Annotated in this window: 20 protein-coding genes and 4 tRNA genes; 20 read left to right on the top strand and 4 right to left on the bottom strand. The window is 72.2% G+C overall.

The window, feature by feature from the left end:
* Positions 1–18: 18 nt before the first annotated feature.
* Positions 19–2,655, bottom strand: coding sequence for a DUF2339 domain-containing protein (locus tag C3V41_RS03440; RefSeq protein ID WP_106109112.1), 2,637 nt, complete (start codon positions 2,653–2,655; stop codon positions 19–21).
* A gap of 180 nt (positions 2,656–2,835) precedes the next feature.
* Between C3V41_RS03440 and C3V41_RS03435 the strand changes: the two genes are divergently transcribed.
* The gene (locus C3V41_RS03435; RefSeq protein WP_106109111.1) at positions 2,836–4,212 is read left to right on the top strand and encodes a UTP--glucose-1-phosphate uridylyltransferase; all 1,377 of its coding nucleotides are present in this window, start codon (positions 2,836–2,838) and stop codon (positions 4,210–4,212) included.
* Positions 4,213–4,297: 85 nt separating this feature from the next.
* Positions 4,298–5,083, top strand: coding sequence for an inositol monophosphatase family protein (locus C3V41_RS03430; protein ID WP_106109110.1), 786 nt, complete (start codon positions 4,298–4,300; stop codon positions 5,081–5,083).
* A 103-nt stretch (positions 5,084–5,186) separates the two neighbouring features.
* Here C3V41_RS03430 and C3V41_RS03425 read toward each other — a convergent pair.
* Positions 5,187–5,259: transfer RNA gene (locus C3V41_RS03425), tRNA-Val, on the bottom strand.
* A gap of 149 nt (positions 5,260–5,408) precedes the next feature.
* Here C3V41_RS03425 and C3V41_RS03420 point away from each other — a divergent pair.
* The 3 genes from C3V41_RS03420 (at position 5,409) to C3V41_RS03410 (ending at position 5,666) form a co-directional block, all read left to right on the top strand.
* Positions 5,409–5,481, top strand: a tRNA-Gly gene (locus C3V41_RS03420).
* A 38-nt stretch (positions 5,482–5,519) separates the two neighbouring features.
* A tRNA-Cys gene (locus C3V41_RS03415) sits at positions 5,520–5,590 on the top strand.
* A gap of 1 nt (position 5,591) precedes the next feature.
* Positions 5,592–5,666: transfer RNA gene (locus tag C3V41_RS03410), tRNA-Val, on the top strand.
* Between the two features lie 55 nt (positions 5,667–5,721).
* Here C3V41_RS03410 and C3V41_RS03405 read toward each other — a convergent pair.
* Positions 5,722–6,564, bottom strand: a complete 843-nt coding sequence (locus C3V41_RS03405; RefSeq protein ID WP_106109109.1) for an HAD family hydrolase — start codon at positions 6,562–6,564, stop codon at positions 5,722–5,724.
* Between the two features lie 274 nt (positions 6,565–6,838).
* Between C3V41_RS03405 and uvrC the strand changes: the two genes are divergently transcribed.
* From uvrC to C3V41_RS03385, 4 genes are all read left to right on the top strand, one after another.
* Positions 6,839–9,022: an excinuclease ABC subunit UvrC gene (gene uvrC, locus C3V41_RS03400; RefSeq protein ID WP_106109108.1), complete on the top strand. Its 2,184-nt coding sequence runs from the start codon at positions 6,839–6,841 to the stop codon at positions 9,020–9,022.
* A 33-nt stretch (positions 9,023–9,055) separates the two neighbouring features.
* A complete protein-coding gene (locus C3V41_RS03395; RefSeq protein WP_106109107.1) occupies positions 9,056–9,967 on the top strand; it encodes a PRD domain-containing protein in 912 nt (303 codons plus the stop codon).
* A gap of 139 nt (positions 9,968–10,106) precedes the next feature.
* Entirely contained in the window at positions 10,107–11,972 is a 1,866-nt protein-coding gene (locus tag C3V41_RS03390) for a beta-glucoside-specific PTS transporter subunit IIABC (protein WP_106109106.1), read from the top strand.
* 48 nt (positions 11,973–12,020) lie between these two features.
* On the top strand, positions 12,021–13,460 hold the full coding sequence (locus tag C3V41_RS03385; RefSeq protein ID WP_106109105.1) for a glycoside hydrolase family 1 protein: 1,440 nt from the start codon (positions 12,021–12,023) through the stop codon (positions 13,458–13,460).
* A gap of 110 nt (positions 13,461–13,570) precedes the next feature.
* Here C3V41_RS03385 and purT read toward each other — a convergent pair whose 3' ends face one another.
* Positions 13,571–14,818 carry a formate-dependent phosphoribosylglycinamide formyltransferase gene (purT, locus tag C3V41_RS03380; protein ID WP_254423662.1) on the bottom strand — a complete coding sequence of 416 codons (1,248 nt, stop codon included), beginning with the start codon at positions 14,816–14,818 and terminating at the stop codon, positions 13,571–13,573.
* A gap of 106 nt (positions 14,819–14,924) precedes the next feature.
* Between purT and rapZ the strand changes: the two genes are divergently transcribed.
* The 11 genes from rapZ (at position 14,925) to scpB (ending at position 25,137) form a co-directional block, all read left to right on the top strand.
* Complete coding sequence (gene rapZ / locus C3V41_RS03375; RefSeq protein WP_106109103.1) at positions 14,925–15,902, top strand: RNase adapter RapZ; 978 nt, start codon at positions 14,925–14,927, stop codon at positions 15,900–15,902.
* Between the two features lies 1 nt (position 15,903).
* Positions 15,904–16,917: a gluconeogenesis factor YvcK family protein gene (locus tag C3V41_RS03370; protein ID WP_174714752.1), complete on the top strand. Its 1,014-nt coding sequence runs from the start codon at positions 15,904–15,906 to the stop codon at positions 16,915–16,917.
* Positions 16,918–16,987: 70 nt separating this feature from the next.
* On the top strand, positions 16,988–17,968 hold the full coding sequence (whiA, locus tag C3V41_RS03365) for a DNA-binding protein WhiA (RefSeq protein WP_106109102.1): 981 nt from the start codon (positions 16,988–16,990) through the stop codon (positions 17,966–17,968).
* A 257-nt stretch (positions 17,969–18,225) separates the two neighbouring features.
* Positions 18,226–19,230, top strand: coding sequence for a type I glyceraldehyde-3-phosphate dehydrogenase (gene gap, locus C3V41_RS03360; protein ID WP_106109101.1), 1,005 nt, complete (start codon positions 18,226–18,228; stop codon positions 19,228–19,230).
* Positions 19,231–19,384: 154 nt separating this feature from the next.
* Positions 19,385–20,578, top strand: coding sequence for a phosphoglycerate kinase (locus tag C3V41_RS03355; RefSeq protein WP_106109100.1), 1,194 nt, complete (start codon positions 19,385–19,387; stop codon positions 20,576–20,578).
* Between the two features lie 5 nt (positions 20,579–20,583).
* Positions 20,584–21,363, top strand: a complete 780-nt coding sequence (tpiA, locus tag C3V41_RS03350) for a triose-phosphate isomerase (RefSeq protein WP_106109099.1) — start codon at positions 20,584–20,586, stop codon at positions 21,361–21,363.
* Positions 21,364–21,511: 148 nt separating this feature from the next.
* Positions 21,512–21,754 (top strand): preprotein translocase subunit SecG, encoded by a 243-nt coding sequence (gene secG, locus C3V41_RS03345; RefSeq protein ID WP_106109098.1) that lies wholly within the window; start codon positions 21,512–21,514, stop codon positions 21,752–21,754.
* 63 nt (positions 21,755–21,817) lie between these two features.
* Positions 21,818–22,744: a site-specific tyrosine recombinase XerD gene (gene xerD / locus C3V41_RS03340; protein WP_106109097.1), complete on the top strand. Its 927-nt coding sequence runs from the start codon at positions 21,818–21,820 to the stop codon at positions 22,742–22,744.
* A gap of 29 nt (positions 22,745–22,773) precedes the next feature.
* Complete coding sequence (locus tag C3V41_RS03335) at positions 22,774–23,637, top strand: ParA family protein (RefSeq protein ID WP_106109096.1); 864 nt, start codon at positions 22,774–22,776, stop codon at positions 23,635–23,637.
* Entirely contained in the window at positions 23,627–24,496 is an 870-nt protein-coding gene (locus C3V41_RS03330; RefSeq protein WP_106109095.1) for a segregation and condensation protein A, read from the top strand. Before C3V41_RS03335 ends, C3V41_RS03330 begins: the two co-directional genes overlap by 11 nt.
* A 62-nt stretch (positions 24,497–24,558) precedes the next feature.
* On the top strand, positions 24,559–25,137 hold the full coding sequence (scpB, locus tag C3V41_RS03325; protein WP_106110636.1) for an SMC-Scp complex subunit ScpB: 579 nt from the start codon (positions 24,559–24,561) through the stop codon (positions 25,135–25,137).
* The last annotated feature ends 430 nt before the right edge of the window (positions 25,138–25,567 follow it).

The following is a 25,567-nucleotide window of genomic DNA, read 5'->3' as shown; positions in this document are numbered from 1 at the left end:
CCGGCCCGGCGCGCGGGCCTAGGGGGCGGAGGGGGGCCGTACGGGCCCCGGCGCCGGGAACGGCGCGCCCGGCGGTGCGCCCGGGGCCTGCGGCGGTGCGGGCTCCTGGGCCGCCAGCCGGTTGTAGGCCAGGGACAGCAGGAAGCAGACCAGCCCCCCGACGGCCAGGGCCGCGATGCGTACCAGGGAGCTCTGCGTGCCCACGTCCACGACCGCGAGCTTGAGCACGGCCGCCAGGACCACGAGCAGCCCGTAGTGGCGCAGGGTGGTCAGCCGCCTGAGGAAGCCTCCGATAATGCACACGGTGCCGGTGGCCAGGACGACCCCGGACATGGTCATCCCCTGCACCGTGACGTCGGTGAGCGCGACGACGGTCCCCCACACCAGGAGGGTGGTCGTCGCCGTGACGAGGAGCAGGAGGCCGGGCTCGTCACGGGTCCACGGGGCCGTGAGCCAGACCGCGGTGGCGCACAGGGCCAGGACGACCACGGCGCAGGCCGCCTTCCACGGCCACGAGGAGTCCGCCTGGCCCACGGACAGCAGGGACACGGCCAGGGCCCACGAGGCCACCGTGGTGACCCAGATCTGGGGCGTGGGCAGGGTGGTGGCCCCGGGCGTCCCCGGGGAGCCGGCGCGCTGGCCCCGGGCGCTCCCGCCCAGCAGGACCAGGGGGGTCAGCTCCCTGGCGCACAGCCCCAGGCCCACCAGGGCCATGACGACCAGGGCCGCCACCAGGACCGGCAGGGTGCGGGCGACGTCACCGGACGGCAGGCGGCGCCACAGGAGGTTGGCGGGCAGGACGGTCAGGACCAGGGCCGCCACCCAGGCCGCGGCGGTGAGGAGGTTCTCCCGACCGGGCTCCTGGTCCGCCGTCTCGCGCTCGGGCAGCAGGTACTCCAGGAGCAGGGAGCCGCCGAGGGCGACGGCCGCCCCGGCGGCCAGGAGCAGGACGTCGGTGAGGGTGTCCCCGGGCAGGATGAGCGCGGCCCCGGCGGCCAGGAGCGTCAGGAGGGGCACGAACGCGCCCACGCGCAGGGCCGACAGGGCGCACACGACCAGGACCAGCACGGTCGTCAGGTAGGTGTGGGGCTCGACGCTGACGGCGACCAGCCCCAGCAGGACGGAGGCCCCCAGGACGGTGGGGGCGGCGCGCTGGCGCCAGGCCCGCTCGGCGAAGGGGGTCAGCAGGAGCAGGGCCGAGCCCCCGGTGACCACCAGGGCCAGCAGGATCACCAGGGTCTGCTGGCCGTGCACCGCCGCGGGGGTGGCGCCCGTCAGGCTGCGCTGGGCGGCCCCGTGCAGGACGCGCGCCACCGCCCCCAGCACCAGGGCGTGGCCCAGGCACCAGTCGGCGCCGGTCAGGGAGCGGTGCCCGTTGCGCCACAGCAGGGAGGACCAGTGGGCGGCCTGGCACAGCCCCAGGGTGCCGGTGGCCAGGATCATGAGGGTGTCCACCAGGGGGCTGGCCGCCTGGAAGGTGGGCACCGGCAGGCGGACCAGGGTGAAGGCGGTCAGCACCAGGGAGGCGGCGGGCATCCCGGGGCTCCACCGGCCGGACCGGCCCTGCTCGGACAGGACGGCGGTGCCGGTCGCGAACAGCACGACGTAGAGCAGGGTCGTGGCGCAGGCCAGGAACGTCTGGTCGGGGGTGCGCACGGCCCAGTCGGTGGCGAACCACACGGTGACCAGGGCGCCCAGGGTGGAGACCACGGTGGTGAAGACCTGGCGGGTGCGTGCCGACAGGACCAGGAGGAACAGGGCCCACAGGGCCATGAGGGCCAGGGCGGGGTAGGCGGGGAGCGTCTCCAGCAGCACCGCCCCGATGGCGGACACGAACCCCAGGACCCCGCCGGTCCCCGTCAGGGTGGCCCCCGCCACCCTCAGGCCGGGGCGGTGGCCGGCCACCCACGTCCCGGCGGCCGTCAGCCCGCCCGCCAGGAGCGCCAGGGAGCCGACCTTGACCAGGTCGGGGATGGAGTCCCAGGTCAGGGCGATGAGGCTGATACCGGCCAGGGCCACGAGCAGGGCCGCGGCGGCGGACAGCAGGTAGCGTCCGAGGTTGCCCTCCTGGGTCATCCGTGCCATCCAGTCCGGCAGGGCGTCCACGTCCTCGATCTCGGAGCGCTGCTCCGGGGGCGGCTGGTAGGGGGCGGGGGAGGGGCGGGAGGGCGGTGCGTACGGGGTGGGCCGCGGCGTGGCGGCCTGGTCGCCCGGGCGGCTGACCGGCTGCGCCCTGACGGCCGGGGCGTCATCCGGGGACCATGCGTCCATGGCCGCGATGACGGCCCTCGTCGCCGCGGACGCACCGGGGACGGCCAGAGAGGGGCGCGTCGCCGGGACGGTGTGCGGGCGCGGGTCGTGGGCCGCTCCGGGCGCGCCGTCCGGTGGCGCCCCGCCGGGGGACCCTGCGGCGGGGGAGGGGCGCGACCGGGGTGCCTGCGCCGGTCCGGCCGGTGCGGCCGCCTGCGGTGGCGCGGGCTGGTAGCGGGCGGCCGGGCTGGCGGCGATCCGGGCGACCCGGGTGGCCACCCAGTCCAGCTTGCGTTCCAGGCGGTCCAGGCGGGCGAGGACATCGACGTCCACGGGGTCCAGGGCGTCTGCCTGGGTGGGTGGGGCCGGCTCGGGGGTGAGACCGGGAGGGTAGGGGGCCGACATGGCACCTCCTCGTGGTTCGGGTACCTGAAGGATATCCCGGATTTCCGTCCTTAGCGAGAGGTAGCCGCAGATAGTTGTCAGATGTGGTTGAATGGTGGGGCTGTAGGAACACCTCTCCCTCAACCGAACAGACTCGACCAAATAGGGACAGAATCGCTCATCGTAGGGTAGGCTCGTCCCATGAGCAAGAACGGCCTGTCCGCAGCCCTGGCCAAGATGCGCGACGCCGGCGTCGCGCCCCAGGCCATGAACGTCTTCAGCCACTACTACGGCGAGCTCGAGCGGGGGGCCACCGGGCTCGTCCCCGAGGAGACCATTGAGCCGCTGAGGCAGGTCGCCTCCGTGGACGACGTCGAGGTCAGCGAGCACGACGCCCGCCAGGCCCTGGGCCGTACCGTCCTGATCAGGCTCAACGGCGGGCTGGGCACCTCCATGGGCCTGGAGCGGGCCAAGACCCTGCTGCCCGTGCGCGACGGCAGGACCTTCCTGGACCTGCTGGTGGCCCAGGTCATGGCCGCCCGCGCCAGGTACGACGTCACCCTGCCCCTGGTCCTCATGAACTCCTTCCGCACCCGCCAGGACACCCTGGCGGCCCTGGCCGCCTACCCCGACCTGGAGGTGGAGGGCCTGCCCCTGGACTTCGTGCAGAACCAGGAGCCCAAGCTGAGGGCCGACGACCTGACGCCCGTGACCTGGGACGCCGACCCCACGCTGGAGTGGTGCCCCCCCGGGCACGGCGACATCTACACCGCCCTGGTGTCCTCCGGCGTCCTGGACGCCCTGCTGGAGCGCGGCTACCGCTACGCCATGACCGCCAACGCCGACAACCTGGGTGCCGCCCCCTCAGCCCGCATCGCCGGCTGGTTCGCGGCCACCGGCGCCCCCTACGCCCCCGAGGTGTGCCGACGCACCCCTGCCGACGTCAAGGGCGGCCACCTGGCGGTGCGCAGGAGCGACGGGCGCATTATCCTGCGCGACACCGCCCAGACGCCGGCCGACCAGATGCACTACTTCACCGACCAGTTCCGCCACCCCTTCTTCCACACCAACAACCTGTGGTTCGACCTGCGCGTCCTGCGCCAGACCCTGGAGGAGCGCGACGGCATCCTGGGCCTGCCCCTGATCAGGAACACCAAGACGGTGGACCCCGCCGACCCCTCCTCCACCCCCGTCATCCAGCTGGAGACCGCCATGGGGGCGGCCGTGGAGGCCTTCGAGGGGGCCACCGCCGTGGAGGTGCCGCGCAGCCGCTTCCAGCCGGTAAAGACCACCAACGACCTGCTCCTGGTGCGCTCCGACGCCTACGAGCTCAACGCCGACGGGCTGCTGGTCCAGGTGGCGGAGCAGGCCTGTACGGTGAGCCTGGACGCCCGCTACTACAGGACGATCGCCGACTTCGAGGCCCGCTTCCCCGCGGGCCCGCCCTCCCTGCGCGGTGCCCGCACCCTGAGGGTGGAGGGGGACTGGACCTTCGGGGCCGGCGTCGTGGCCACCGGTGACGCCCACCTGGGCCCCGACGGCGCGCCGGGCACCGTCCCCGACGGCGCCCGCATCTAAGAGGGCCGGGGCGGCCCCGCGCCGGGGGCCGTGCTCTGCCGCACCTTCCTGAGACGGCTGTGTCGCATCGCACTATCATGGCCCCATGAGCCTGACTGACGTCGAGACCACCACTGTCGCAGCCGAGGCCGCCGCGCGGGTCCATCGCTCGTGGGCCGGCAGGCAGCTGGGACGGCGCTGGAAGTCCGGGGCCGACTTCGCCACCGACGTGGACGTCGCGGCTGAGGTCGCCGTCCTGGCTGTCCTGCGTGAGCAGCGTCCCCACGACGCGGTGGTCGCCGAGGAGTCCGGTCGCAGCGGGCCGCAGGACGCGGAGCGCGTATGGCTCGTGGACCCGCTGTGCGGCACTCTCAACTACGCTGCCGGGCAGGGGCCCTACGGCGCCTCGGTGACCCTCACGCGCGGCGACGACGTGCTGGCTGCAGCCGTCGCGGAGCCACACCGGCTGACCTGGACGGACGGGACGAGGGCCTTCACCCGTGTCGCCGGTCGCGACGAGCCCACCGCCCCGAGCGCGTCCTCGCGGATCGTCGAGATCCTCATGGAGACGGTCGACCCCGACGAGCAGGGTTTCTCCTCAGCTCGATTCTGGCGGTCCCCGGCCTTGCGGACCCTGAGCCCCCGGTTCGTAGGCACCGGGATCGCCCTGGCCTGGGTGGCCACCGGACTGCGTGCGGGCTTCGTCCTGCCGGGGTGGCGCGAGGCCAGCGTCCACTTCTCCAGCGGGATCGGGATCTGCCGAGCCGCGGGCTGTGTCCTGACTGATCTGCGCGGTGGGCCGCTCCACCTCGGCCACGACGGTCTCCTGTGCGCCGCCGACGCCGCGACCCACGCCCTGCTGCTGGCCGGGGTCGCCGAGCAGCTTGGCTGAGGGCCCGCGACCGCCTACCGGCCAGGAGCGGTACGGTGAGGGAGAGAAACGGGGTCGGAGCCACCCGGGCTCCGACCCCGTACGCCCCCGCGGGGGCCGGGAGTGGGCGATACTGGAATCGAACCAGTGACCTCCTCGGTGTGAACGAGGCGCTCTAACCCCTGAGCCAATCGCCCGCTGCGCAGGTAGGTTAGCCAGGTGGCCCCCACCGGGGCAACTCCGTGACCGGTGAGGTGAATCACCGGCCCGCCGTTTGCGTCCGGGCCGGGCGGGGGTGTTATGGTTCTCCAGCACCGGGCACCCCGGCAGGGGTGGTCGAGGCGACGCGGATGTGGCTCAGTTGGTAGAGCATCACCTTGCCAAGGTGAGGGTCGCGGGTTCGAGTCCCGTCATCCGCTCCGAGGAGCCGGGAGCGCCCAGCCCCCAGCGTCTCAGCGGTGGGTTGGCCGAGAGGCTAGGCACCGGCCTGCAAAGCCGTTTACACCGGTTCGAATCCGGTACCCACCTCGGGCGATTGGCGCAGCGGTAGCGCGCTTCCCTGACACGGAAGAGGTCACTGGTTCGATCCCAGTATCGCCCACCACCAGCCCGGCGCCGCGACACCGCCACCCGCTACCACCGCGCGGCGGACCCGCCCGCTACCCGGTCAGCCCCAGGCGCTCGAAGGCGTGGGCCAGGCCGTCCTCCTCCACGTCGTCGGTGACCAGGTCGGCCGCCTCCTTGACCTGCGGGGCGGCGTTGCCCATGGCCACCCCGGTGCCGCAGTGCCGGAGCATGCCAATGTCCACCACGGCGTCCCCGAAGGCGACCGTGTCCTCCAGGCGGGCCCCGAGAGCGGCGAGCAGGACGTCCACGGCCTCCACCTTGCTGGCCGCGGGCAGGGCGACGTCCCCGAACAGGGCCTCGTGCCCGCGCCCGCCCCAGGAGCCCACCAGCAGGTCGGGGAAGCGCTCCCGGGCCGCCTCCACGTCGGCCCAGGAGGACAGCACGAAGCTGATCTTGTTGACGTCACCGCGCACCAGGTCCTCGGTGAGGACCAGGCCGGTCAGGACGTCCTCCACCTCCAGGTCCCGCGCGTCCCGCCCCCGCCCGGCCGCGTAGGACCGGATAGCGGGGCGGGCCCCCTCGCGGAAGGCCGGTGGGGCGTACAGGCCGGAGTTGGCCTCCAGGTAGAAGACCAGGCCGCGGGCGCGCAGCCAGACCGTGACCGCCTGGCACTGCTCCCGGGACAGGTGCCGGTGGAGCAGGACCCGGCCGTCGTCCTCCACGTAGGCGCCGTTGCCGCCGATCATGCCGTCCAGGCCGATGTCCCAGATCTCCTCGGGCACCTCCGCGCGTGAGCGTCCGGTGCACACGTAGACGCGCCTGCCCGCCGCCCGGGCGCGGCGTACCGCCCGCACCGCCGAGGGCGGCAGCTGGTTGTCGTAGTCCACGAGGGTGCCGTCCACGTCCAGGAGGACGACCTGGCTGTTGCGCCCCATTGCAGGAACCGCCTTCCCGGGCCGCAGGACCCCGTCGTCGTGGGCGCCCCGCGCCCGGGCACCACCATACCCGGGCCCGGTGCCCGGCTCCGACCCGGAGCCCCCGCCCTCGTACCGGGGCCGCGCGCCCCATGGACCACCACTGCCTGCCCAGCCCGTGGGCCCGGCCCGGGGCCGTGGCGCCGACGGTGTGCAGCAGGGCCACCGGGACGCCCCGGGCCACCCGGCCCGGGGCCGTGGCGCCGACGGGGGCGGAGCCCGTAGGCTGCCGTGCATGGCCGACCCGTCCACCTACCGGCCCGCTCCCGGGGAGATCCCCGCCGCGCCGGGCGTCTACCGATTCCTGGACGGTCAGGGCCGCGTCATCTACGTGGGCAAGGCCAAGAGCCTGCGCGCCCGCCTGTCCAGCTACTTCCAGGACCTGTCCGCCCTGCACCCGCGCACCCGCACCATGGTCACCACCGCGGCCGCCGTGGAGTGGACGGTGGTGTCCACCGAGGTGGAGTCCCTGGCGCTGGAGTACTCCTGGATCAAGGAGTTCAACCCCCGCTTCAACGTCATGTACAAGGACGACAAGTCCTACCCCTACCTGGCGGTCACCATGTCCGAGACCTACCCGCGCGTCCAGGTGGTGCGCGGGGCCCGCAGGGCCGGGACCCGCTACTTCGGCCCCTTCGTGCAGGCCTGGTCCATACGCGAGACCCTCGACCAGCTCCTGCGGGTCTTCCCGGTGCGCTCCTGCGCCCCCGGGGTCCTGCGGCGCGCCCAGGCCTCGGGGCGCCCCTGCCTGCTGGGCTACATCGACAAGTGCTCCGCCCCCTGCGTGGGTCGCGTCAGCCAGGCGGAGCACCGCGCCCTGGCCGAGGACCTGTGCGCCTTCATGTCCGGGCGCACCGGCCCCTACCTGCGCCAGGTCGAGTCCGAGATGAGGGCGGCGGCCGCCGCCCTGGACTTTGAGAGGGCCGCCCGCCTGCGCGACGACGCCGCCGCCCTGCGCAAGGTCGTCGAGCGCAACGCCGTCGTCCTGCCCGACGCCACCGACGCCGACGTCTTCGCCCTGGTACGCGACGAGCTCACCGCCGCCGTCCAGGTCTTCCACGTCCGGGGCGGGCGGGTGCGCGGGCAGCGCGGGTGGGTCATCGACCTGGTGGACGCCCCCGGTGACGCCGAGCTCGTCCACAGGCTGCTCCAGCAGGTCTACGGGGCCCTGCCCGACCCCGCCGACCCGGGCCCCGGGGCGCGGGACGCGGGCGCGCCCCCGCGCTCTGGCCCCACCACGAGCCTGGGCGTGGGGGAGCGCGCCCCCGCCGACCCGGCGCCGCGCGCCGACCCCGCCCCCGGGCCCGCCCGCCGGGCGGCCACCAGCGTGGACGACGTGGCCCACACCGCCACCACCGCGGTGCCCCGCGAGATCCTGGTGCCGGTCCTGCCCCAGGACGCCGGGGCCGTCACGGACTGGCTCTGCGGCCTGCGCGGGGGCCGGGTGGAGGTGCGCGTCCCCCGGCGCGGTGACAAGGCCGCCCTCATGGACACGGTGCGCAGGAACGCCGAGGAGGCCCTGCGCCTGCACAAGACCCGCCGGGCCGGGGACCTGACCCAGCGCTCGGCCGCCCTGGAGGAGCTCGCCGAGGCCCTCGACCTGCCCGAGGCCCCCCTGCGCATTGAGTGCTACGACGTCTCCCACACCCAGGGCACCTACCAGGTCGCCTCCATGGTCGTCTTCGAGGACGGGGCGCCGCGCAAGGCCGACTACCGCCGCTTCACCGTCCGCGGCCAGGACGGGGCCGGGGCGGTGGACGACACCGCCGCCATGGCCGAGGTCCTCGCCCGCCGCTTTAGGCGGCTCGTCGCCGAGCAGGGCGCCGGGCCCGGGGACGCGGGCGCCGGGACCGTCGACGGCACGCCCGTCGATGACGACGGCCTCCCCATTGCCTCCGGCCCGATCGACCCCGCCACCGGCCGCGCCAGACGCTTCTCCTACGCCCCCAGCCTGGTGGTGGTCGACGGCGGCCTGCCCCAGGTGCGCGCCGTGCGCGCCGTCCTGGACGACCTGGGCGTGGAGGTACCCCTGGTGGGCCTGGCCAAGCGCCTGGAGGAGGTGTGGGTGCCGGGCGAGGAGTTCCCCGTCATCCTGCCCCGCACCTCACCGGCCCTCTACCTGCTCCAGCACCTGCGCGACGAGTCTCACCGCTTCGCCATCACCCACCACCGTAAGAAGCGCTCGGCGGGCATGACCCGCTCGGTCCTGGACTCGGTCCCCGGCCTGGGGCCCGCCCGCCAGGCCGCGCTGCTCAAGGAGTTCGGCAGCGTCAGGCGCCTACGCGGTGCCAGCGTGGAGGACCTCACCCGGGTCAGGGGCATCGGGGAGGCCCTGGCGGGTACGATCCTGGCCTACCTCAACGGCCCGGGCCCCGCGCCCGGCGGCTCCGGGCCCCGTGACAGAAGGACGCCCCCGTGAGGACTTTCGCGTGATTCGTGGCACAATCAGGGCATGGTGATCCTGAGGGTCCTGAACAACAACGTCGTACTGGCGCGCGACGAGATCGGGCGTGAGGCCATCCTCACCGGCCGCGGCCTCGGCTTCGGGCGCAGGCCCGGCCAGGACGTGGACGCCTCGCTCGTCGCCCGCCGCTACGTCCCGGCCGACAACGCCGAGTCCGTGGCCGAGGTGATCGCCGGGATCCCGCTGGAGCGCCTGGCCCTCATTGAGCGCGTCTTCCGGCGCGCTGCCCGGGAGCTGGGCACCGGGGTGCCCTCCTCCACCATCGTCGCGGTCGTGGACCACGTCAACCAGGCCATGGAGCGGGTACGCCAGGGACTGGTCATGGACTACCCCCTGCGCGCCGAGGCCGCCCACCTCCACCCCCAGGAGCTGGCCCTGGCCGAGGCCATGGTGGCCGAGCTCAACGCGGCCCAGGACGTGCAGCTGCCCGCGGGGGAGGCGGTCGCGCTGGCCCTCCACCTGTTCACCGCCGCCGTCGGGGCGCGCTCGACCCGGGAGGCCGCCCGCCGGTCGCGGCTCATCGGCCAGGTCTTGGACGTCCTCCGGGCCGCCTACGGCAGCGGCCTCGACCCCGACTCCATTGACGTCGCCCGCTTCGCGGCGCACCTGCGCTACTTCCTGGCCCGGGCCCGCAGCGGGATCCAGGTCGCCGACGGCGCCGCCTCCACCATCGGGGCCGCGCTGTGCCAGGCCCGGCCGCACGCCTACCAGGTCGCCCGGCGCGTCAGGGACCTCCTCGAGCTGAGGCTCGGTACCACCGTCTCCGAGGACGAGGTCGCCTACCTGACGGTGCACGTGGCCCGTCTCGAGGACGCGGCCGCCGCACGCCCGCCGACCGGCCATGAAGGTGAGGTGGATCATATGCGTGAGACCTGTCCGGCAGGGTACCGGTCGCCGTAGAATAACCACGGGCCCGTGAGGGCTCCCAGGATTGTGACCCGAGGGGGCAAGACCTGAGGCACGTATGCGCTGACACGCTGCGGGGTCTCGGGTCTTTTTTATTCCCCCGCACAGGTTCGCCGGATCAAGGAGGATACCAATGGCGAAGACGGACTACGCGGCACTGGCGCCGCGCCTGCTGGAGCGCGTGGGGGGTGAGGACAACGTCTCCGCCATGAACCACTGCGCCACCCGCCTGCGCTTCGTCCTCAAGGACGTCTCCAAGGCCGACACCGAGGGCATTAAGGCGCTCGACGGGGTGGTTACCGTGGTCCAGGCCGGCGGCCAGTACCAGGTGGTCATTGGCAACGACGTGCCCATCCTTTACGAGGAGCTGACGAGGCTCCTCCCCGGCCTGGGCGCGGACTCGGGGGAGAGCGGGCCGAAGGAGAGGCGCAACCCGCTCGACGCCTTTATCGGGCTCGTCTCCGCGATCTTCTCCCCGATGCTGTGGACGCTGGCGGGAACCGGCCTGTTCAAGGCGTTCCTCGCCATGTTCCTCACCTTCGGCTGGATCAGTGACACGTCCGACACCTACAAGGTGCTCTACGCCGCCGCGGACGCGTTCATGAACTTCCTCCCGCTCGTCCTGGCGGTCACGGCGGCACGCCACTTCAAGACCAACCAGTTCACCGCCATGGCGATCGCCGGCGCCCTCGTCTACCCCTCCATCATCGCCATGAACGACGGGGCCTCGCACACCTTCATGGGTATTCCGCTCGTCATTATGAGCTACACGTCGTCGGTGCTCCCGATCATTGTCGCGGTGTGGGTCCAGGGCTACGTCGAGCGCTGCTGCAACCGCTTTATCCCCAGCTCCTTCCGCAACTTTATGACGCCGTGGATCACGGTCCTCATTATGGTCCCGCTCACCCTGCTCACGATCGGCCCGGTGACCACGATCATCGCCAACGGCATCGCCTCCGGCGTCCAGTGGCTCTTCGTCACTGTCCCCGTCGTCGGCGGGATCGTCATCGGCGGGTTCTGGCAGGTCTTCGTCATGTTCGGCCTGCACTGGGGCCTCGTGCCGATTATGACCCAGGAGATCACGTCCAACGGCTACTCCCTGATCTACGGCCCGATCGAGGCGGCTGTCCTCGCCCAGGCCGCCTCGACCCTCGCCGTCATGATCCGCACCAGGGACAAGAAGACGAAGGGGCTCGCCGGGCCGGCGTCCCTGTCCGGGTTCCTGGCCGGCGTGACCGAGCCCGCGATCTACGGTGTCAACCTGCCGCGCAAGCTCCCCTTCTACTTCGGTGTCGTCGGCGGCGCCATCGGCGGCGCCATCGGGGCCATCGCCGGAGGCCGCGTCTCCCAGGCCGGGGTCTTCCCGTCCCTCATCGGGCTGCCCGCCTACCTCGAGACCCCGAACTTCCCCCTGTGGGCCTTCGGCGTCGTCCTCGCCGTCTTTATCGCCTTCGCCCTCACCTTCTTCTTCGGGGTCAAGGACGACGCCGTGGAGGGCAGGCCGCAGGCCCCGGCCGCGCCGACGACCGCGTCGGACGCCGAGCCCACCACCGCCCTGACCGCGCCCGTGGCCGGCACCGCCACGCCCCTGGAGAAGGTGGCCGACCCCGTCTTCTCCTCCGGGGCGCTGGGCAACGGCGTCGGCATCGTCCCCTCCGACGGACACGTGCGCGCCCCGGTGGCGGGCACCGTGGTGACCGCCATGGACTCCGGCCACGCCTACGGCATTAGGACCGACGACGGCGTCGAGGTCCTCGTCCACGTCGGCCTGGACACCGTCAACCTCAAGGGCGAGGGCTTCAGCCCCAGGGTGGGCGCGGGGCAGCGGGTGGACCGCGGCGACCCCCTGGTGGACGTGGACCTGGCCGCGGTGCGGCAGGCCGGCTACGACCCCACGACCGTCCTGGTGGTGACCAACACCGCCTCCCTGGGCGCCGTCGTGCCCGTCGTGGACGGCCCTGTCACCACCGCCACCACCGTGGTCGAGATCGACCACTGAGGACGCAGGCGCATCCGGAACGACAGCAACGAAGGGACGACAACCACCATGACAGCCACTACCCCTGCCTTCCCCGACGGCTTCCTGTGGGGCGGGGCCACCGCCGCCAACCAGCTCGAGGGCGCCTACAACGAGGGCGGCAAGGGCCTGAGCGTCCAGGACGTCATGCCCGGGGGCATTGTCAGGCCCCGCACGCAGGAGCCCACGCCGGACAACCTCAAGCTCAAGGCCATCGACTTCTACCACCGTTACAAGGAGGACATCGCCCTCTTCGCGGAGATGGGCTTCAAGGTCTTCCGCTTCTCCATCGCCTGGTCGCGGATCTTCCCTCTCGGGGACGAGGAGCAGCCCAACGAGGAGGGCCTGGCCTTCTACGACCGGGTCCTGGACGAGCTCGAGAGGTACGGCATCGAGCCCCTGGTGACCATTAGCCACTACGAGACCCCCCTGCACCTGGCCCGCACCTACGACGGGTGGGCCGACCGGCGCATGGTCGGCTTCTTCGAGCGCTACGCCCGGACCCTCTTCGAGCGCTACGGGCGGCGCGTGAGGTACTGGCTGACCTTCAACGAGATCAACTCCGTGCTCCACGAGCCCTTTATGTCCGGGGGCATTAACACCCCCAAGGAGGAGCTCAGCGAGCAGGACCTCTACCAGGCCATCCACCACGAGCTCGTGGCCTCCGCGGCCGCCACCCGCATCGCCCACGAGGTCGATCCCGGCATCCAGGTGGGCTGCATGATCCTGGCCATCCCCTTCTACCCGCTGACCCCCGACCCGCGCGACGTGTGGGCGGCCAAGCAGGCCGAGCGCGACAACTACGCCTTTGGCGACGTCCACGTGCGCGGCGCCTACCCCGGCTACTTCCTGCGCAAGCTCGCCGAGAAGGGGGTGGAGCTGGAGGTCACCGAGGCCGACCGGGCGCTGCTGGCCGAGCACACGGTGGACTTCGTGTCCTTCTCCTACTACATGTCCTCCTGCGAGACCGTCTCCCGGGAGCGCGAGTCCGGGGGCGGCAACCTCATGGGTGGGGTGGTCAACCCCACCCTTAAGGTCTCACAGTGGGGCTGGGCCATTGACCCGCTGGGCCTGCGCACCATCCTGAACGACTACTGGGACCGCTGGGGCAAGCCGCTGTTCATCGTGGAGAACGGCCTGGGCGCCAAGGACGTCCTCGTTCAGGGCCCCGACGGCCCCACCGTCGAGGACGGCTACCGCATCGACTACATGAACGACCACCTTGTTCAGGTCCGCGAGGCGATCGCGGACGGCGTCCAGGTCCTGGGCTACACCTCCTGGGGCTGCATCGACCTGGTCTCGGCCTCCACCGCCCAGATGTCCAAGCGCTACGGCTTCATCTACGTGGACCGCCACGACGACGGCACCGGCACCCTGGAGCGCTACCGCAAGAAGTCCTTCTACTGGTACCGCGACCTCATTGCCTCCAACGGGGCCACCCTGGTGGAGCGCACCGGGGCGCAGGACTGACCGGCACAGCGCACAGCCCGGCACAGCCCGGTACCTGGCCCGGCCACCAGAGGCTCGGTCAGGTACCGGCCGGGGCCGTCCCCCGGGGCCCGCGCGGGCCCCGGCGCGCCTCACACGCTGGGACGCACCGACGCGGCCGCCGTCGCCGCCCGGGCCCGGGCGGTACCCACGTCCTCGGCGCACGCCACCACCACCCCCAGGCGCCGGCCCGGGTGCGCCTCGGGCTTGCCGAACAGGCGCAGGTCGACGCCCTTAACGGCGAGCGCGGCCTCCACGCCGGCAAAGCTCACCCCCTGGCCCGGCGCCGAGTCCCCACCGGCCCTGATCGTCACCGAGGCGCCCGGGCAGCGCAGCGAGGTGTCCACCGGCAGCCCCAGCAGGGCCCGGGCGTGCAGCTCGAACTCGTTCAGACGCTGACTGGCCAACGTCACCAGGCCGGTGTCGTGGGGCCTGGGGGAGACCTCCGAGAACAGCACCTTCTCGCCGCGGACGAACAGCTCCACCCCGAACACGCCCCAGCCGCCCAGGGCCTCCGTCACCCGCTGCGCCACCGCCCGGGCCTGCTCCAGGACCACCGGGGCCAGGGCCTGGGGCTGCCAGGACTCCACGTAGTCCCCACCCACCTGCCTGTGCCCGATGGGGGCGCAGAAGCCCGTCACCGTCCCGCCGGTGCGCGGGTCGCGCGAGCGCACCGTCAGCAGCGTGACCTCGGCGTCGAAGTCCACGAACCCCTCGACGATCACCCGCCCGCGGTCCACCCGGCCGTCATCGGCCGCATGGCGCCACGCCGCGGCGAGCTCGTCAGGGCCGCGCACCACCGACTGCCCGTGGCCCGAGGAGGAGGTGACCGGCTTGACCACGCAGGGGAAGCCCACGTCCTGCGCCGCCCGAGCCAGCTCCTGGGGGCCGGAGGCGAAGGCGTAGGGGCTGGTGGCCAGCCCCAGCTCCTCAGCCGCCAGCCGCCGGATCCCCTCCCGGTTCATTGTCAGCTGCACGGCCCGGGCCGTGGGCACCACCCGCACCCGCCCCCCGGCCTCCAGGGCCACCAGGGCGTCGGTGGCCAGCGCCTCGATCTCGGGGACCACGACGTCCGCCCCGCTGGAGAGGACCGCCGCGGTCAGCGCCGCCGGGTCACCCATGTCTACCGTCAGCGCGTTGTGCGCCACCTGCTGGGCCGGGGCGCCCTCGTAGCGGTCGATGGCCGTGACCTCCACGCCCAGGCGGGTCAGCGCGATCGCCACCTCCTTACCGATCTCACCCGCCCCCAGCAGCGCGACCCTGGTGGCACAGCCCGTCCAGGGGGTACCGATAACCGGGGCTCCCGGGCCCCCGTGGGGGGCGGCAACGACGTCGCTCATCATGCTCCTTGGCAAACGGTAGGGACGACACCGCCCAGGCTACCGGCGCCACACACCGGTAGCCACACTCCAGCGCGGCCAGGGCCGTCCGTGAGAAGGTGGTGGTATGGACGCCCAGGACCGCCCCCCACGGGCACGCCCCCCACGCACCCGCTCGCCCCGCCCGGACACCGTACCCGCGGAGATCCCCGCCATGGACGCCGCGGCCCCGCCCGTCTCCCCGGCCGGGCGCCCCGAGATGATTATCGTCACCGGCATGTCGGGCGCGGGCCGCTCCCGGGCCGCCATGGCCCTGGAGGACCTCGACTGGTACGTCGTGGACAACATCCCGCCCCAGCTCCTGCCCGCCCTGGCCGGCATGATGACCACCGTCGGCGCCGGCGTCCACCGCCTGGCCGCCGTCGTGGACGTACGCAGCCGGGAGTTCTTCGCCTCCTTCATGACCTACCTCCGCCAGGTCCGCGAGTCCGGGACCGACGTCCGCCTCCTGTTCCTGGACGCCTCCGACGCCGCCCTGGTCCGCAGGTTCGAGTCCAACCGCCGCCCCCACCCCCTGGGCACCACCTCGGTCCTGGAGGGCATTACCAAGGAACGCACCCTGCTGGGCGGCCTGCGCTCCATGGCCGACACCGTCATCGACACCTCCGACCTGTCCGTCCACGACCTGGCCCGCCAAGTCCGCGACCTGGTCGCCGACGAGTCCGACATCGCCTTACAGGTCAACGTCGTGAGCTTCGGCTTCAAACACGGCCTGCCCCTGGACGCCGACCACGTCCTGGACGTGCGCTTCATCCCCAACCCCTACTGGGTCACCGAGCTGCGCCACCTCACCGGCCGCGACGCGCCCGTGGCCGACTACGTCTTCGCCCAGGACGGCGCCGCCGCCTTCGTCGACGCCTACGCCGACCTGCTGGCCCCGGCCCTGCCGCGCTACCTCGACGAGCTCAAGCCCTACGTGACCCTCGCCGTGGGCTGCACCGGCGGCAGGCACCGCTCCGTGGCCTCCGCCGAGCGCATTGCCGCCCGCCTGCGCGCCCGCGGCCTGGACGTCGTGGTCCAGCACCGGGACCTGGGGAGGCAGTGACATGCCCCAGCGAGTCACCCGCAAGACCGGGACCATGCTCGACGCCGCAGGCTGGCCCCTGCGCGGGGAGGAGGGCGCCGCGGTGGTCGCCCTGGGCGGGGGGCACGGCCTGTCGGCCACCCTGCGGGCCCTGCGGCACGTCACCCACCGCCTGACCGCCGTGGTGACCGTGGCCGACGACGGCGGCTCCTCGGGCCGGCTGCGCCGGGAGTTCGACTGCCTGCCGCCCGGGGACCTGCGCATGGCGCTGGCCTCCCTGTGCGACGACTCCGAGTGGGGGCTGACCTGGAGGGACGTCCTCCAGCACCGTTTCGCCGGCCACGGGGAGCTGGACAACCACGCGTTGGGCAACCTGCTCATCCTGGCCCTGTGGCAGCTGCTCGACGACGAAATCAAGGGCCTGGACTGGGTGGGGCGCCTCCTGGCCATCCACGGGCGGGTGGTCCCCATGAGCGCCTCCCCGCTGGTCATCGAGGCGGACGTGGTGGACGGGGGCCAGCGCCGCCGCGTCAGCGGGCAGGTGGCGGTGGCCACCAGCACCGGGCGGCTGGAGAACGTCAGCGTGGTGCCCACCGACGCGGACGCCCACCCCGAGGCCGTGCGGGCCATCGAGCGGGCCGACTGGGTGGTCATGGGGCCCGGCTCCTGGTACACCTCGGTGCTGCCCCACCTCATCCTGCCGGCCATGCGCCAGGCCCTGGAGCGTACCCGGGCCCGTAAGGCGGTGGTCCTCAACCTCACCGTGCAGCGGGGGGAGACCGACGGCATGAGCGCCGCCGACCACCTGCGGGTCCTGGCCGAGTACGCCCCCGGCCTGCGGCTGGACACGGTCGTCGCCGACCCGATGGCCGTGGGCGACGTGGACGACCTCCAGCGGGTGGCCTCGGACCTGGGCGCGTCCCTGCTGCTGCGCCAGGTGCGCACGGGGGAGTCCATGTGCCACCATGACCCCCTGCGGCTGGCAGCCGCCTTCCGTGACGCCTTCGACGGCGTCGTCTCCGACCTCGACACCTGAGCCCGGCGCGGCCGGCCCCGGGTCGGCCACCCTGCCCCGTCCTCAACCTAACCTAGGGAGATCCTGCCTCATGTCGCTGACGGTCATCGTCAAGGACGAGCTCGCCCACGTGAGCACCACCGCCTCCGCCGTGCGCCGCGCCGAGCTGGCGGCCACGCTGCGCTTCGGCGGCGGCCTGCACATCGTGGCCGGGAAGATCGTGGTGGAGGTCGAGCTCGACCACGTCGGCGCCCTGCGCCGCCTCCACCGTGACCTGCGCGAGCTCTACGGGATCGAGTCCGAGGTCATGATGATCCAGGGGGGCTCCCTGCACCGGGGCTCGCGCTACGTGCTGCGGGTGGCCGAGCGGGGCAAGGACCTGGCCCGCCTGTCCGGCCTGGTCGACACCCGGGGCCTGCCGGTGCGCGGCATGCCGGTGGCCGTGGTCCAGGGCGGGCGCACGGCGGCGGCCGCGGCCTGGCGCGGGGCCTTCCTGGCCCGGGGATCGCTGACCGAGCCCGGCCGCTCCTCCTCCCTGGAGGTCACCTGCCCGGGGTCGGAGGCGGCCCTGGCGCTGGTGGGGGCGGCCCGGCGCTTCGACGTCGCCGCCAAGGCCCGTGAGGTCCGCGGCTCGGACCGGGTCGTCGTCCGTGACGGGGAGGGGATCGGGATCCTCCTGCAGCGCATGGGCGCCCACGAGGCCTACCGGGTCTGGGGGGAGCGGCGCAGCCACCGGGAGAGCCGGGGGACCGCCAACCGCCTGGCCAACTTCGACGACGCCAACCTGCGGCGCTCGGCACGGGCCGCCGTCGCCTCCGGGGCGCGGGTGGAGCGCGCCTTCGAGATCCTGGGCGAGGACGTGCCGGCCCACCTGGCCGAGGCCGGGCGCCTGCGCCTGGAGCACAAGCAGGCGTCCCTGGAGGAGCTGGGCCAGTACTCCGACCCGCCGCTGACCAAGGACGCCGTCGCGGGGCGCATCCGCCGCCTGCTGGCCATGGCGGACAAGCGGGCCCAGGAGCTGGGGGTGCCCGACACCGAGTCGGTCCTCACCCAGGACATGCTCGACCTCTAGGCCCCTCCCGTCCGGACGGTCGGTCGCCAGGCCGTCTAGGACCAGGGTCCCGCCGGGGCGGTCGCGGACCTGTCAAACGTTGGTCAATCCCCTCCTGTTCGCCCCTGGCGTGCCAAGTGTCCCCGAAGGAGGGGTCCGTCACGCTAAACTCGGCCCTGCCGGATAGATAAGGGATCCGTCCCACAAGGTCCGGGGCACACACCGTGTGTGAAGACCCACGACACCGTGCGCCTGCCGGCGCACTAGGAGGACACAAAGTGACCACCCGCGTTGGTATCAACGGCTTCGGCCGCATCGGCCGTAACTTCTTCCGCGCCGCCCTCGAGCAGGGTGCGGACATCGAGGTCGTCGCCGTCAACGACCTCACCGACACCAAGACCCTCGCCCACCTGCTGAAGTACGACTCCATCAAGGGCCGCTTCGACGGCGAGGTCTCCCACGACGAGGACGGCATCATCGTCAACGGCAAGAAGATCAAGGTCCTTGCCCAGCGCAACCCCGCCGACCTGCCCTGGGGCGAGCTCGGCGTCGAGGTCGTCGTGGAGTCCACAGGCTTCTTCACCGACGGTGAGAAGGCCAAGGCCCACCTGGATGGCGGCGCCAAGAAGGTCGTCATCTCCGCCCCGGCCAAGAACGTCGACGGCACCTTCGTCATGGGCGTCAACGACGGCGACTACACCAACGACATGACCATCGTGTCCAACGCCTCGTGCACCACCAACTGCCTCGCCCCCCTGGCCAAGGTCCTCCACGAGAACTTTGGCATCGAGCGCGGCATTATGACCACCATCCACTCCTACACGGGTGACCAGCGTGTCCTGGACGCCCCGCACAAGGACCTGCGTCGCGCCCGCGCCGCCGCCCTGAACATGATCCCCACCAAGACCGGTGCCGCCCAGGCCGTGGCCCTGGTCCTGCCCGCCCTCAAGGGCAAGTTCGACGGCCTGGCCGTGCGCGTCCCCACCCCGACCGGCTCCCTGACCGACCTGACCTTCGTGGCCGAGAAGGAGGTCTCCGTCGAGGCCGTCAAGGCCGCCGTCAAGAAGGCCGCCGAGGGTGAGCTCAAGGGTGTCCTGGAGTACACCGAGGACCCGATCGTCTCCACCGACATCATGGGCGACCCGCACACCTCGATCTTCGACGCCACCGAGACCAAGGTCATCGGCAACCTCGTCAAGGTCCTGTCCTGGTACGACAACGAGTGGGGCTACTCCAACGCCCTGGTCCGCCTGACCGCCCTGGTCGGCTCCAAGCTCGCCTGAGGCCGGACGAGAGCATGACTCTCTAGAGACTGCGCCCGCGCACACCCCCGTGCGCGGGCGCAGTCCGCTCAGGGACCCAGGCCTCACGGTCAGGGCCCCGCCCCTGGGGCCGACGGCGGCCCCGCCATCCAACCCACCACCGATGAGAGGTTTCATGAAGACCATCGAGTCCCTGGGCGACCTCAAGGGCAAGCGCGTCCTGGTCCGCTCCGACTTCAACGTCCCGCTCGACGCCGACAAGAACATCACCGACGACGGCCGCATCCAGGCCGCCCTGCCGACCCTGCGCACCCTGCTGGACGCCGGGGCCAAGGTCATTATCGTGGCCCACCTGGGCCGCCCCAAGGGGAAGGTCAACCCCGACTACTCCCTGGCCCCGGTGGCCAAGCGCCTGGCGGAGGTCACCGGCGTGCACGTCACCCTGGCCGAGGACACCGTGGGCCCCTCCGCCAAGGCCGCGGTCGCCGCCCTGAAGGACGGCGAGATCGTCCTGCTGGAGAACGTGCGCTTCAACGCCGCCGAGACCTCCAAGGACGATGCCACTCGCGCCGCCTTCGCCAAGGAGCTGGCCGCCCTGGGCGAGGTCTTCGTCTCCGACGGCTTCGGCGTGGTCCACCGCAAGCAGGCCTCCGTCTACGACGTCGCCAAGCTCCTGCCCGCCGCCGCCGGCCTGCTGGTGGCCAAGGAGATCGAGTCCCTGGGCCGGGCCGTCAAGGACCCCGAGCGCCCCTACACCGTCATCCTGGGCGGCTCCAAGGTCTCCGACAAGCTCGGTGTCATCGCCAACCTCCTGGGCAAGGCCGACCGCCTCCTCATCGGCGGCGGCATGGCCTACACCTTCCTGGTGGCCCAGGGCTACCAGGTGGGCACCTCCCTGCTGGAGAAGGACCAGGTCGAGACCGTCAAGGGCTACCTGGACACCGCCAAGGCCAACGGCGTGGAGCTGCTCCTGCCGGTGGACACCGTGGTGGCCCCGGTCTTCGCCGCCGACGCCCCGGCCACGGTGGTCCCCTCCACCGAGATCCCGGCCGACCAGATGGGCCTGGACATCGGCCCCAAGACCCGTAAGCTCTTCGGTGAGGCCATTGCCACCTCCAAGACGGTGGTGTGGAACGGCCCCATGGGCGTCTTCGAGTTCCCGGCCTTCGCCGAGGGCACCAAGGCCGTGGCCCAGGCCGTCTCCGACTCCGACGCCTTCAGCGTCATCGGCGGCGGGGACTCGGCGGCCGCCGTGCGCACGCTCGGCTTCGACGTGTCCACCTTCTCCCACATCTCCACGGGCGGCGGCGCCTCCCTGGAGCTCCTGGAGGGCAAGACCCTCCCCGGTATCGCTGTCCTGGAGGGCTGAGACCAATGAGCAACCGCACCCCGCTCATGGCGGGCAACTGGAAGATGAACCTGGACCACCTCGAGGCCAACCACCTCGTCCAGGGCCTGGCCATGGAGCTGTCGGACCACGACCACGACTACGCCAGGTGCGAGGTCGTCGTCATCCCGCCGTTCACGGACCTGCGCACCGTGCAGACGGTCGTCGACGCCGACTCCCTGAGCATCAGGTACGGCGCCCAGGACGTCTCCGTGCACGACAAGGGCGCCTACACCGGCGAGATCTCCACCGCCATGCTCACCAAGCTCGGCTGCACCTACGTGGTCATGGGCCACTCCGAGCGCCGTGAGTACCACGGCGAGTCCGACGAGCTGGTCGGCGCCAAGGCCCGCAAGGTCCTGGACGCCGGCATGACGCCGATCCTGTGCTGCGGCGAGGCCCTGGAGGTGCGCAAGGCCGGCACCCACGTGGAGTTCGTGCTGGCCCAGATCCGCGCCGCCCTGAAGGGCTGGAGCGGTGAGGACGTCGCCAGGATCGTCATCGCCTACGAGCCCATCTGGGCCATTGGCACCGGCGAGACCGCCACCGCCGCCGACGCCCAGGAGGTCTGCCACGCCATCCGTCAGGCCCTGCGCGCCGACTACGGGGACGCCACCGCCGAGGCCACCCGCGTCCTGTACGGCGGGAGCGCCAAGCCCGGCAACATCAAGGAGCTCATGGCCCAGGACGACGTCGACGGCGCCCTGGTGGGAGGCGCCTCCCTCAAGGCCGACTCCTTCGCCGCCATGGCGAACTTCTACGCCTGAGATCCTGGTGGCGTCCTCGGCGCCACCGGCCCCGGCGGGCCCGGGCACCCTCACCGGTGCCCGGGCCCGCCCCGCTCTCAGGTAGAGTCACCCTGGACGGGCCGGTTCCGTCTCCTTAAGATCCTCACTCCTGTCGAAAGGGACGAGCGTGGACATCCTCCGCACCATCCTCCAGGTGCTGCTCGTGGCGTCGAGCTTCTTCCTCATCCTGACGATCCTGCTGCACAAGGGCAAGGGCGGGGGCCTGTCCGACGTCTTCGGCGGCGGGGTCTCCTCGGTGGCCAGCTCCTCGGGCGTGGCCGAGCGGAACCTCAACCGGATCACGGTGAGCGTGGCGTTGATCTGGGTGGCCACCATTGTGGGCCTGGGCCTGCTGACCAGGTACGCCTGACCGGGTACGGCCATTAGCACCACCACGCACCCGGGCCCGCGCGGGGACGCGCTGGAGCGCTCCCTGCGCGGCTACCTCTCCCACCTCCAGGTCGAGCGGGGGCTGTCTACCAACACGGTGGGCGCCTACCGCCGCGACCTGAGGCGCTACGCCTCCTTCCTGCGCGCCCGGGGCCGCGGGACGCTGGGCCAGGCCACCGAGGCCGACGTGACCGCCTACCTGGAGACGCTGCGCACGGGGGCGGACGGCGGCAGCGCGCTGGCCACCTCCTCCGCCTCCCGGGCGGTGACCGCCCTGCGCGGGTGGCACCAGTTCGTCCTCCAGGAGGGCGAGGCCACCGAGGACCCCTCCGCCAGGGTCCACCCGCCCCAGGTGGGGCGGCGCCTGCCCAAGGCGCTGACGGTCCCCCAGACCCAGGCCCTCCTGGAGGCCGCCGGGGACGCCGACACCCCGGTCGGGCTGCGCGACCGGGCCCTCCTGGAACTCCTTTACGCTACCGGCGCACGTATCTCGGAGGCCGTGGGCCTGGTGGTGGACGACCTGGATCCTGACTCGGGCTGCCTGCGCCTGTTCGGCAAGGGGCGCAAGGAGCGGATCGTGCCCATGGGCACCTACGCCTGGTCGGCCCTGGACGCCTACCTGGTCCGGGGCCGCCCGACCCTGGCCAGCCGCGGCCAGGGGGTACCTGAGGTGTTCCTCAATACCCTGGGGCGTCCTCTGAGCCGCCAGAGCGCCTGGGCGGTGCTGCAGGCGGCGGCCGCCCGGGCGGGCCTGGGCGGCAGGAAGGGGACCGGCAGCCAGCGGCCCGTCTCCCCGCACACCCTGCGCCACTCCTTCGCCACCCACCTCCTGGCCGGGGGGGCGGACGTGCGCGTGGTCCAGGAGATGCTCGGCCACGCCTCGGTGACCACGACCCAGATCTACACCAAGGTCACCATCGACCAGCTGCGTGAGGTCTACGTCACTAGCCATCCTCGGGCTCTCGGCTAGTTTTCAGCGCCCTGGGTTAGGCTGGGTGTGTGAATGACCCCATCCAGTCTGGTCCTGATGACCTGCCAGAGCCCCCCGACAAGGAGTTCCCGGCGCCAGCGCCCCTGGAGTCCCACGGGCCGGCTCGCATTATCTCAATGTGTAACCAGAAGGGAGGTGTCGGCAAGACGACGACGACGATCAACCTCGGTGCGGCCCTGGCGGAGTACGGGCGCCGGGTCCTCATTGTGGACTTTGACCCCCAGGGAGCCGCCTCCGCGGGCCTGGGAATTAACGCCAACGAGGTCGACAAGACGATCTACGAGCTCCTGGTGGCCCCGCGACCGGATATCCGCTCGGCCGTCCGCCCCACATCGGCGCCGGGGATGGACATTGTGCCCGCCAATATCGACCTGTCCGCCGCCGAGGTCCAGCTCGTCAACGAGGTCGCCAGGGAACAGGCCCTGGCCAGGGTGCTCCGTCCCGTCACGGACGACTACGACGTCATCCTGGTGGACTGCCAGCCCTCCCTGGGACTGCTGACCATTAACGCGCTGACCGCCTCCCACGGGGTCATCATCCCCCTGGAGACGGCGTTCTTCGCCCTGCGCGGCGTGGCCCTGCTGGTGGAGACCGTGGACAGGGTCCGTGACCGCCTCAACCCGCGGCTGCAGATTGACGGCATCCTGGCCACCATGGTGGACCAGCGCACCCTGCACTCCCGCGAGGTCATTGAGCGCCTGGAGCAGGCCTTCGGGAACAAGCTCTACGACACCCGGATCCGTCGCACCGTCAAGTTCCCCGACGCCTCCGTGGCGGCGGAGCCGATTACCAGCTACGCGCCCAGCCACCCCGGCGCCGAGGCCTACCGGCGCCTGGCCAGGGAGGTCATTGTCCGAGGCAATGTCGCCTGAGAGGCACGGGACCACGACGGCGCAGGCCGACGGGCCGCCGGTACCGCTGCCGGGCACGGAGGCCGGGGGGCAGGGACCCACCCGCCTGTCGGGCTTCCTGGTGGCGCTGCCCCAGTTCGAGGGCCCGTTCGACCTGCTCCTGACCCTGATCGCCCGCAGGCGCCTGGACGTCACCGAGCTGGCCCTGGCGGAGGTCATCGACGACTTCCTGACCCTCATGCGCACCTCACCCGACCTGGGGCAGGCCAGCGAGTTCCTGGTGGTGGCCGCTACCCTCGTGGCGCTCAAGGCCCACCGCCTCCTGCCCCAGGAGCCGGGTGAGGAGGAGGCGGACATGGAGTACCTGGAGGCCCGCGACCTGCTCTTCGCCCGTCTCCTGCAGTACCGGGCCTACAAGGAGGCGGCCGGTGCCATCGCCCGGGCGGTACGCGACGGCGCCCGCAGCGTGCCCAGGCGGGTCGTCCTGGCCCCTGACCTGGCCGCCCTCCTGCCGCCCCTGGTCGGCACGCTCAGCCCCCAGGACCTGGCCCGGCATGCCCTGCGGGCCCTGACCCGCCCGGGGCCGCCCGAGGTCCAGACCGTCCACCTCCACGAGCGGGTCGCGGTGGGGGAGCAGATGAACCTGATCGCCCTGCGGCTGCGGGGCGCCGGGCGCCTGGCCTTCAGCGAGCTCATAGGGGACGCCGACCACGCCTCCGTGGTGGTGGCGCGCTTCCTGGCGCTGCTGGTGCTGTACCGTCAGGGCAGTGTGGACCTGGAGCAGGCCGAGGCCATGGGGGAGATCGCCGTGACCTGGTGCGGCCCGGCGTCCGACCTGACCGGGCTGGTGGCCCCCGAGGTGGAGGAGGAGTTCACGTGAGCGTACGCCCTGCTGGGGATCCCGCCCAGGGGGAGGAGGCTGCCCTGAGGGAGGAGGCTGCGCTGGCCCCGGGGGGCCAGGAGCGTCTTCTGGCGGCGGTGGAGGCCGTCCTCATTGTCTCCGACGCGCCGGTGACCACCAGGGCGCTCTCGGCCGCCCTGGGCCTGGGGGCCACCGAGGTGGAGCGGCTCCTGGTGCGCCTGGCCGCCGAGTACCGCGGCGAGGTGCCCGGGTGCCGGGCCCGGGGGTTCGTGCTGCGGCGGGCGGCAGGCGGGTGGCGCCTGGCCTCCGCGCCTGCCTACTGTCGGGTGGTGGAGGGGTTCGTCATCGGCGGGGCCACCGCGCGCCTGAGCCAGGCCGCCCTGGAGACCCTGGCGGTCATCGCCTACCGCCAGCCCGTGAGCCGCTCACGTGTCAGCGCGATCCGGGGCGTGGCCGTGGACGGCGTCGTGCGCACCCTCCAGGCGCGCGGGCTGGTCGAGGAGGCTGGGACCCAGCCCAACGGGGCCGTCCTGTACCGCACCACCGAGGACTTCCTGGAGCTGGTCGGCCTGGACAGCCTGGAGGACCTGCCGCCCCTGGCCCCCTACCTGCCCGGGGCCGGGTCCCTGGACGAGCTCGACGCCGAGCTGGACGGCTGAGCCTCTGCCTACCCCTTTAACGCCCCATGCTGGTTGCCTACCGTCGGCAAGCTCAACCAGTCGGAGGACGGCACAGGGTAGTACCCAGAAGGTCGCCTTCGAGGTATGCCGTACTTTGTACAGGGCGGAACATTTTGTGCACAGGGTAACGTTTTGCGCAGAAGGTAACGAATCTAGGTCACTTTGTGCGCAATTGGTTACCCTGTGCACAAAATGTTCCGCTGCGCGCCGTACAGCGTGAGCAGGGCAGGGCCTGGTCGCGGGGAGGAGGTCCTCGTGGGATGAGCTGGGGCCCGCCGCGTGTTCTCGTGGTGGTGGGGTCGGAGGCGGTGCTGTTCCTGGCCGGGGAAGGTGGATGACGTTTGATGGCTTCAGCGCGAGGGTCAAGTCGATGGGATGGCAGAAGTATGTCAAGATCAGGTGACGGGTG

Origin of the sequence: Actinomyces sp. oral taxon 897 (genome assembly GCF_002999235.1) — a bacterium.
Lineage (GTDB): Bacteria > Actinomycetota > Actinomycetes > Actinomycetales > Actinomycetaceae > Actinomyces.
Note: the sequence above shows the minus strand (reverse complement) of the source record. Positions and strands in the feature narration are given on the sequence as shown.

Bases quoted from the DNA above. Each gene is read 5' to 3' on its own strand.
- C3V41_RS03370 (WP_174714752.1), top strand. From the start codon at position 15,904: ATGCCCCAGCGAGTCACCCGCAAGACCGGGACCATGCTCGACGCCGCA.
- rapZ (WP_106109103.1), top strand. From the start codon at position 14,925: ATGGACGCCCAGGACCGCCCCCCACGGGCACGCCCCCCACGCACCCGC.
- uvrC (WP_106109108.1), top strand. From the start codon at position 6,839: ATGGCCGACCCGTCCACCTACCGGCCCGCTCCCGGGGAGATCCCCGCC.
- C3V41_RS03330 (WP_106109095.1), top strand. From the start codon at position 23,627: ATGTCGCCTGAGAGGCACGGGACCACGACGGCGCAGGCCGACGGGCCG.
- tpiA (WP_106109099.1), top strand. From the start codon at position 20,584: ATGAGCAACCGCACCCCGCTCATGGCGGGCAACTGGAAGATGAACCTG.
- C3V41_RS03390 (WP_106109106.1), top strand. From the start codon at position 10,107: ATGGCGAAGACGGACTACGCGGCACTGGCGCCGCGCCTGCTGGAGCGC.
- purT (WP_254423662.1), bottom strand. From the start codon at position 14,818: ATGAGCGACGTCGTTGCCGCCCCCCACGGGGGCCCGGGAGCCCCGGTT.
- C3V41_RS03430 (WP_106109110.1), top strand. From the start codon at position 4,298: ATGAGCCTGACTGACGTCGAGACCACCACTGTCGCAGCCGAGGCCGCC.
- C3V41_RS03435 (WP_106109111.1), top strand. From the start codon at position 2,836: ATGAGCAAGAACGGCCTGTCCGCAGCCCTGGCCAAGATGCGCGACGCC.
- C3V41_RS03385 (WP_106109105.1), top strand. From the start codon at position 12,021: ATGACAGCCACTACCCCTGCCTTCCCCGACGGCTTCCTGTGGGGCGGG.
- C3V41_RS03405 (WP_106109109.1), bottom strand. From the start codon at position 6,564: ATGGGGCGCAACAGCCAGGTCGTCCTCCTGGACGTGGACGGCACCCTC.
- C3V41_RS03355 (WP_106109100.1), top strand. From the start codon at position 19,385: ATGAAGACCATCGAGTCCCTGGGCGACCTCAAGGGCAAGCGCGTCCTG.
- C3V41_RS03440 (WP_106109112.1), bottom strand. From the start codon at position 2,655: ATGTCGGCCCCCTACCCTCCCGGTCTCACCCCCGAGCCGGCCCCACCC.
- whiA (WP_106109102.1), top strand. From the start codon at position 16,988: ATGTCGCTGACGGTCATCGTCAAGGACGAGCTCGCCCACGTGAGCACC.
- C3V41_RS03395 (WP_106109107.1), top strand. From the start codon at position 9,056: ATGGTGATCCTGAGGGTCCTGAACAACAACGTCGTACTGGCGCGCGAC.